The sequence below is a fragment of the Stenotrophomonas sp. G106K1 genome, from assembly GCF_037969685.1.
In the GTDB taxonomy this organism is placed as follows: domain Bacteria; phylum Pseudomonadota; class Gammaproteobacteria; order Xanthomonadales; family Xanthomonadaceae; genus Stenotrophomonas; species Stenotrophomonas lactitubi.
Map to the genome: position 1 here is coordinate 74,962 of NZ_JBBPFR010000018.1, position 7,137 is coordinate 82,098.

Sequence of the window (7,137 nt, forward strand, 5' to 3'; positions counted from 1 at the left end):
ACCGCAACAGATCTGAAATGTCTCCAAGATGCTTGCAGGACAATGCTTCCAACAGTTTGGTAGGCTTAGGGCAAGGCCGGGCGAGATTGTAATGACACCGCTAGCCAAATCCACGCCCCACGCGTGGTCCACAACCACGCCGCCCAGTGTCACATGCGGGCGGCACGCGTGAAGGAGCAGAAATGGGTCGTATCGTGTGTTTCGGGGAATTGCTGCTGCGCCTGGGCGCACCCGGTCGCGAGCTGCTGCTGCAGTCGCCGCAGCTGCAGGTGCACGTCGGCGGCGCCGAGGCGAACGTGGCTGTCTCGCTGTCCCGCTTTGGACATGACGTGGCCATGGTCAGCACCGTCGCCGGCAACGCGCTCGGCGCGCATGCGCTGGCCGAACTGCGCCGGCATGGCGTCGATACGCGCAGCGTGCGCGAGGATGCCGACGGTCGCATGGGCCTGTATTTCCTGACCACCGGCGCGGTGCAACGAGCCAGTGAAGTGGTCTATGACCGCGCCGATTCCGCATTCGCCAACAGCAGCGCCGCCGACTACGACTGGCCTGCGCTGCTGCAGGGCGCGCAGTGGCTGCACCTGTCCGGGGTCAGCCCGGCGCTGGGCCCGGACGTGGCCCAGGCCACGCTGGCTGCAGCGCGCGCCGCCCGTGCGCTGGGCGTGCGCGTGTCCTTCGATGGCAACTTCCGGCCGAAGCTGTGGCAGCGTTGGGGCGGTGATGCGCAGGCGATCCTGCACGAACTGTTCGCGCAGGCCGACATCGTCTTTGCCGACTACCGCGATATCGAAGTCATCCTCGGCCAGCGTTTTGAACAGGCCGACGTGGTCGCGCGCGTGGAAGCGGCAGCAGCAGCGGCATTCGACGCATTCCCGCAGCTGCAGTGGCTGGCCTGCACCCAGCGGCAGACGCTGAGCGTGGACCATCATGCGCTGGGCGCACTGCTGCTGGGCCGCGATGGCACCCGCGCACAGGCACCGGTGCGCCAGCTGCAGGGCATCGTCGACCGCATCGGCGGCGGTGATGCCTTCGCGGCAGGCATCCTGCATGGCATCCTGTCCGCCTTCGATGCCGACGCCACCGTGCGCTTCGGCCTGGCTGCCGGGGGCCTGAAGCACTCCATTCCCGGCGATTTCAATCCCGTCAGCGAAGCTGATGTGTTGGCCCTGATGGGCGAGGAGCGATTCGATGTCCGGCGCTGATCCACGCGTTCGTGCGGTACTGAAACTGGCACCGGTGATTCCGGTGTTCACCCCCGATGACATCGACGATGCGGTGCAGGTCGCGCAGGCACTGTTCCGTGGTGGCCTGCCGGTGATCGAGGTGACCCTGCGCACGCCACGCGCGCTGGAGGCCATCAAGGCAATGGTCGAAGCGGTACCGGATGCGGTGATCGGTGCCGGCACCGTGCTCGATGCTGCACAGATGCAGGCGGTGAAGGAAGCCGGCGGCCGCTTCGCGGTGTCGCCCGGGGCGACGCCACGGCTGTACGCCGCCGCGCGCGATGCCGATCTGCCCTACCTGCCGGGTGTGGCCACCGGCTCGGAGCTGATCGTCGGCCTGGAACATGGCCTGGATACCTTCAAGTTCTTCCCCGCAGTGCAGGCCGGGGGTGCCGCGATGCTGTCGGCGTGGCACGGCCCGTTCTCTGATGTCCGCTTCTGCCCGACCGGCGGCATCAGCGCGCAGACCGCCAGCCAGTTCCTGCACCTGCCCAACGTGCTGTGCGTGGGCGGCTCCTGGCTGACCACCGCCGCGCTGATGCAGACCCGCGACTGGGACAGCGTCGAGCGACTGGCGCGCGAAGCCGCAGTGCTGGCGGGCTGATCCCTCGGCCCCTGCTGGAGCCGGGCACAGGCCCGGCGCCAGCGGATCCCCTCAGGCGCGTGGCGTACCCAGCCGCCGGTACAGGGTGCTGCGGTTGATCCCCAGCCGCTTGGCGGCCGCGCTGACGTTACCCTGGCACTCGGCCAGCGCCTGGCGCATGGCCGCCTCGGCGATTTCTTCCAGCGCACCGCTGGCAGGCAGTGCTGGCGCGGTCACCGTGCCAGCACGCAGGTTCGCCGGCAGCAGCTGCGGATCCACTGCTTGACCCGGCTCAGCCAGGGCGGCCAGCGTACGCAGGCAGGCGCTCAGCTGGCGCAGGTTGCCGGGCCAGGCATGGGCCACCAGTGCCGCGCGCGTCTGCGCAGACAACACATGGCCCTGTCCCAGCTGCTGCCACAGGGCATCCACCACGGCACCGCGATCAGGATGCTGCCGCAGCGGTGCCAGGGTCACCACGTGGTCGGCGATGCGGTAATACAGATCCGCACGGAAGCGGCCTGCGTCCACCGCCTGCGGCAGCTCACAGTGGCTGGCGCAGACCAGCGCGAAATCCAGTTTCACCGGCTTGCCACCGCCCAGCGGTGACAGCTCGCGCTCCTGCAGCACACGCAGCAGACGCGGTTGCAGCGTCAGCGGCATGTCGCCGATCTCATCGAGGAACAACGTGCCGCCCTCTGCCTGCCGCAGCAGGCCTGGGCTGCCCTGGCGGCGTGCACCGGTAAAGGCACCGTCCTCGTAGCCGAACAGTTCTGCTTCGATCAGGCCTTCCGGCAACGCCGCGCAGTTCACCGCGACGAAGGGCTTACCGGCACGCGTGCTGCGTGCGTGCAGTTCACGCGCGAAGACTTCCTTGCCGGTGCCGGTCTCGCCCTGCAGCAGCACCGGCAACCCGGCCTGCAGCACACGCCCGGCGGTGGCCAGCTGCTGTTGCTGCACGGCATCGAACAGTGGACCCTGCGCATGGGCCGGCGCCTGCGCGGTCGCCACCGACGTGGCCACACTGCGTCGCGACGCGCGTGCTTCGCGCACGCCGTACAGGCGACGACCCTGGCGATCAAGCAGCACGCCGTCATCGGCCAGCCGCGAGAGCGGTTGTTCGAACAGTGCTTCGTACGGCGTACGGCCGATGTCCTGCCGATCGAGCCCGAACAGTGACAGGCCGGCACGATTGGCCGCGACCAGGCGACCGCCGCGGAAGCCGAGTACGCCCTCGCGCGCACTGCCGAGCAGCGCAGGTTGATGATGCAGGCGCAGCAGCTCGCAGTCGGCCAGGCCGTCGGCAAAACCACGATGCTCGATCTGTGCCACTGCCTGCCGCACCAGCGCCAGTGCATGCAGATGCGGCAACCGCGCATCGCCCGAAACATCGAGCACACCCAGGCACTGCCCGTAGGGATCGAGGATCGGCACCGCCGAACAGGTGAGGATGCCGTGCGGGGCGAAGTAGTGTTCACCGCCACGCACCTGCAGCGCATGTCCGTCCACCAGCGCGGTGCCGATCGCGTTGGTGCCGACCGTGCCTTCATCCCAGCGCATGCCCGGCATCAGCGCAACACGACCGGCCTTGTCGAGGAAACCAGTGCTGCCTTCGGCGTCGAGGATCCAGCCGTCTTCATCGGTCAGCAGCACGATGCTGCCGCTGTGGGTCATTTCCGCCGCCAACCCATCCAGCTCCGGGCGCGCCTGTCGCCACAGGCGCTCGCGGCGCTGGCGCAGTTCGCGCAGGCGGTGGTCGGTCAGTGGTTCGGCGGCCGGCTGCGCATCCACCAGCAGGCCGTGCCGCTGGCAGCGTTGCCAGGAATGCAGGATCGCCTCGGGCACCGCGCCGACCGGGGCCGCGCCGCGCTCGAAGAAACTGCGCCGGGCACTGCCCAGGCGGGGATCGGGAGCAAGCGGGGACACCGACAGCCTCCTGTGTCGCACATTGCGACAGTTGTTGCGGGACCTGTCCCGATTAACAGCACACCCCGCGTCGGCCTGCAACGGCCGCGCTTGCTGCGCCGCCGCAGGGCGCGTGACAGGATGACCGATGGCCGGGCGATGAGCGCGTGATGCAGCGCAGCAGGCCAGAGTTGGCATCGTCTTTGCGCCTGTGGATGCACCATGCCCATCACAGGAGCCGCCATGAACGCTGTACCGTCCACCCGCCCGCATGCCACCGATCCGCGCTCCCTGTTCAAGCCGCGCTATGGCAACTACATCGGTGGCGAATGGATCGCCCCGCGCAGCGGCCAGTACTTCGACAACATCTCGCCGGTGAACGGCCAGGTGTTCACTGAAGTGGCCCGCTCCAACGCCGAGGATATCGACGCCGCACTCGATGCCGCGCACGCCGCCAAGGACGCCTGGGGCCGCACATCGGCCGCACACCGTGCGCTGCTGCTCAATCGCATCGCCGATCGCATCGAGCAGAACCTGGAACTGCTGGCCCACGCCGAGACCTGGGACAACGGCAAGCCGATCCGCGAGACGCTCAACGCCGACGTGCCGCTGATGGCCGACCACTTCCGCTACTTCGCCGGTTGCCTGCGCGCGCAGGAAGGCAGCCTGTCGCAGATCGACGACGACACCGTGGCCTACCATTTCCACGAACCGCTGGGCGTGGTCGGGCAGATCATTCCGTGGAACTTCCCGCTGCTGATGGCGGCCTGGAAACTTGCGCCGGCACTGGCCGCCGGCAACTGCGTGGTGCTCAAACCGGCTGAGCAGACGCCGGCGTCGATCCTGGTGCTGATGGAAGTGATCGGCGACCTGCTGCCACCGGGTGTGCTCAACGTGGTCAACGGCTTCGGCCTGGAGGCGGGCAAGCCGCTGGCCAGCAGCCCGCGCATCGCCAAGATCGCCTTCACCGGCGAGACCTCCACCGGCCGCCTGATCATGCAGTACGCCAGCCAGAACCTGATTCCGGTGACGCTGGAACTGGGCGGCAAATCGCCGAACCTGTTCTTCGCCGACGTGATGGCCGAGGACGATGATTTCCTCGACAAGGCCGTGGAAGGCTTCGTCATGTTTGCCTTCAACCAGGGCGAGGTCTGCACCTGCCCGTCGCGCGCGCTGGTGCAGGAATCGATCTACGAACGTTTCATGGAACGCGTGCTCGAACGCGTGGCAGCAATCCGGCAGGGCAATCCGCTGGACCCGAACACCATGGTGGGGGCGCAGGCATCGGGCGAACAGCTGGAGAAGATCCTGTCCTACATCGCCATCGGCCGCGAGGAAGGCGCCGAGGTGCTGATTGGTGGCGACAAGGCCGCGCTCGGTGGCGACCTGGCCGGCGGCTTCTATGTGCAGCCGACCGTGTTCAAGGGTCACAACGGCATGCGTGTGTTCCAGGAGGAGATCTTCGGGCCGGTGGTGTCGGTGACCACGTTCAAGACCGAGGAAGAAGCGCTGCAGATCGCCAACGACACCCTGTACGGGCTGGGTGCCGGCGTCTGGAGCCGCGATGCCGCGCGCCTGTACCGGGTGGGCCGCGCGATACAGGCCGGGCGGGTATGGACCAACTGCTATCACGCCTACCCGGCACACGCCGCGTTCGGCGGCTACAAACAGTCCGGCATCGGCCGCGAGAACCACCGGATGATGCTCGACCACTACCAGCAGACCAAGAACCTGCTGGTCAGCTATGCACCGAAGAAGCTCGGCTTCTTCTGAGGATTGATCGGGATCAAGGCGCGGGCATGGGGCCGGCGCCATCCTGTCTGCAAGCGCACTACGGAGAAGCACGCATGAACAGAACCATGAAGGCCGCCGTTGTCCGTGAGTTCGGCAAGCCGCTGGTCATCGAAGAAGTCGTGGTACCGCGCCCGGGGGCGGGCGAGGTCCTGGTCAAGATCGAGGCCTGTGGCGTCTGCCACACCGACCTGCACGCCGCCGAGGGCGACTGGCCGGTGAAACCGAACCCGCCGTTCATCCCCGGCCACGAGGGCGTGGGGCACGTCGTGGCCGTGGGAGGCGGGGTAGGGCACATCAAGGAAGGTGACAGGGTCGGCATCCCCTGGTTGTACTCGGCGTGTGGCCATTGCGAACACTGCCTGGGGGGCTGGGAAACGCTGTGCGAAACGCAGCGCAATACCGGCTACTCGGTCAACGGCGGCTTCGCCGAGTACGCACTGGCCGATGCCAACTATGTCGGCCTGCTTCCGAAGGAAGTGGGCTTTGTCGAGATCGCGCCGGTGCTGTGCGCGGGCGTCACGGTGTACAAGGGCCTGAAGGTCACCGACACCAAGCCCGGTGACTGGGTGGCGATCTCCGGCATCGGCGGCCTCGGCCACATGGCCGTGCAGTACGCCCGCGCGATGGGCCTGAACGTCGCCGCGGTGGACGTGGACGATGCCAAGCTGGCCCTGGCCAGGCGCCTGGGCGCGCAGGTCACCGTCAACGCGCGCACCACCGATCCGGCCGCATTCCTGAAGAAGGAGATCGGCGGCGCACATGGTGCACTGGTCACCGCGGTTTCGCCGAAGGCGTTTGAACAGGCGCTGGGGATGGTGCGGCGCGGCGGCACGGTCTCGCTCAATGGTCTGCCACCGGGCAACTTCCCGCTGGATATCTTCGGCATGGTGCTCAACGGTGTCACCGTGCGCGGCTCGATCGTCGGCACCCGCCTGGACCTGCAGGAATCGCTGCAGTTCGCCGCCGAAGGCAAGGTCGCGGCGACGGTCAGCACCGACCGCCTGGAGAACGTCAACGATGTGTTCGCGCGCATGCACGCCGGCACCATCGAAGGCCGCGTGGTGATCGACTTCGCTGCCTGACCCCCTGTGCATGGCCGCCGTGCCCGTTTCCCTCTCCCACGGGCACGGCGGCGATGCCGATCCACCGGCAGCGCCGGGCAGCCTGGCGGCCGTACAATGCGCGCATGCCCGCCACGCGCAAGACCATCTCTCTCTCCCTGCTTGCCCTGATCGGCGCGTTGCTCGCGCTGACCCTGGTCAGCAGTGCGGCAGGCTGGCTGCCATCGCTGCTGGGCCTGACGCCGGGAAGTGAAGCGCAGCTCGGCTGGGACCTGGCGTTCACCGTGCTCGGCGGCATTGCTGCCATTGCCTTTGCCACCTACTACGCTCCGTGCTGGCCGCGCGCGCATGGCAGCTCGATCTGGTCGTTGCTGGTACTCGGCGCGGGCTATGGTCTGTGGGTGGTGGGGGGCGATTTCCCACAGTGGTTCGTCATCGGCCTGCTGGTTTCGCTGCCGGTACAGTTGCTGGTCGGCTGGTGGTTCGGTCGTCGCGCGTCGCGCGATCCGTGCTGACCGCATACAGGTAGTGCCGGCCGCTGGCCGGCAACCTCAGCCATCCTGCAGTTGCCGGC

At 67.8% G+C, this 7,137-nt stretch carries 6 protein-coding genes; 5 read left to right on the forward strand and 1 reads right to left on the reverse strand.

Features of this window, described 5'->3' with window-relative positions; genetic code table 11:
• The first annotated feature begins 182 nt into the window (after nucleotides 1-182).
• Together WKB25_RS15565 and eda are read left to right on the forward strand one after the other, a co-directional pair.
• A complete protein-coding gene (locus tag WKB25_RS15565) occupies nucleotides 183-1,202 on the forward strand; it encodes a sugar kinase (RefSeq protein ID WP_340571672.1) in 1,020 nt (339 codons plus the stop codon).
• Complete coding sequence (gene eda / locus WKB25_RS15570) at nucleotides 1,189-1,827, forward strand: bifunctional 4-hydroxy-2-oxoglutarate aldolase/2-dehydro-3-deoxy-phosphogluconate aldolase (protein ID WP_340571673.1); 639 nt, start codon at nucleotides 1,189-1,191, stop codon at nucleotides 1,825-1,827. The genes WKB25_RS15565 and eda overlap by 14 nt, the downstream gene beginning before the upstream one ends.
• A gap of 51 nt (nucleotides 1,828-1,878) precedes the next feature.
• Here eda and WKB25_RS15575 read toward each other — a convergent pair whose 3' ends face one another.
• A complete protein-coding gene (locus WKB25_RS15575) occupies nucleotides 1,879-3,729 on the reverse strand; it encodes a sigma-54-dependent Fis family transcriptional regulator (RefSeq protein WP_340571674.1) in 1,851 nt (616 codons plus the stop codon).
• Nucleotides 3,730-3,951: 222 nt separating this feature from the next.
• Between WKB25_RS15575 and adh the strand changes: the two genes are divergently transcribed.
• The 3 genes from adh to WKB25_RS15590 all read left to right on the forward strand — a co-directional run bounded on the left by adh (nucleotide 3,952) and on the right by WKB25_RS15590 (nucleotide 7,078).
• Nucleotides 3,952-5,481 (forward strand): aldehyde dehydrogenase, encoded by a 1,530-nt coding sequence (gene adh / locus WKB25_RS15580; protein ID WP_100461717.1) that lies wholly within the window; start codon nucleotides 3,952-3,954, stop codon nucleotides 5,479-5,481.
• Nucleotides 5,482-5,555: 74 nt separating this feature from the next.
• On the forward strand, nucleotides 5,556-6,584 hold the full coding sequence (adhP, locus tag WKB25_RS15585) for an alcohol dehydrogenase AdhP (protein WP_340571675.1): 1,029 nt from the start codon (nucleotides 5,556-5,558) through the stop codon (nucleotides 6,582-6,584).
• A 104-nt stretch (nucleotides 6,585-6,688) separates the two neighbouring features.
• Nucleotides 6,689-7,078, forward strand: a complete 390-nt coding sequence (locus WKB25_RS15590; RefSeq protein ID WP_340571677.1) for a hypothetical protein — start codon at nucleotides 6,689-6,691, stop codon at nucleotides 7,076-7,078.
• The last annotated feature ends 59 nt before the right edge of the window (nucleotides 7,079-7,137 follow it).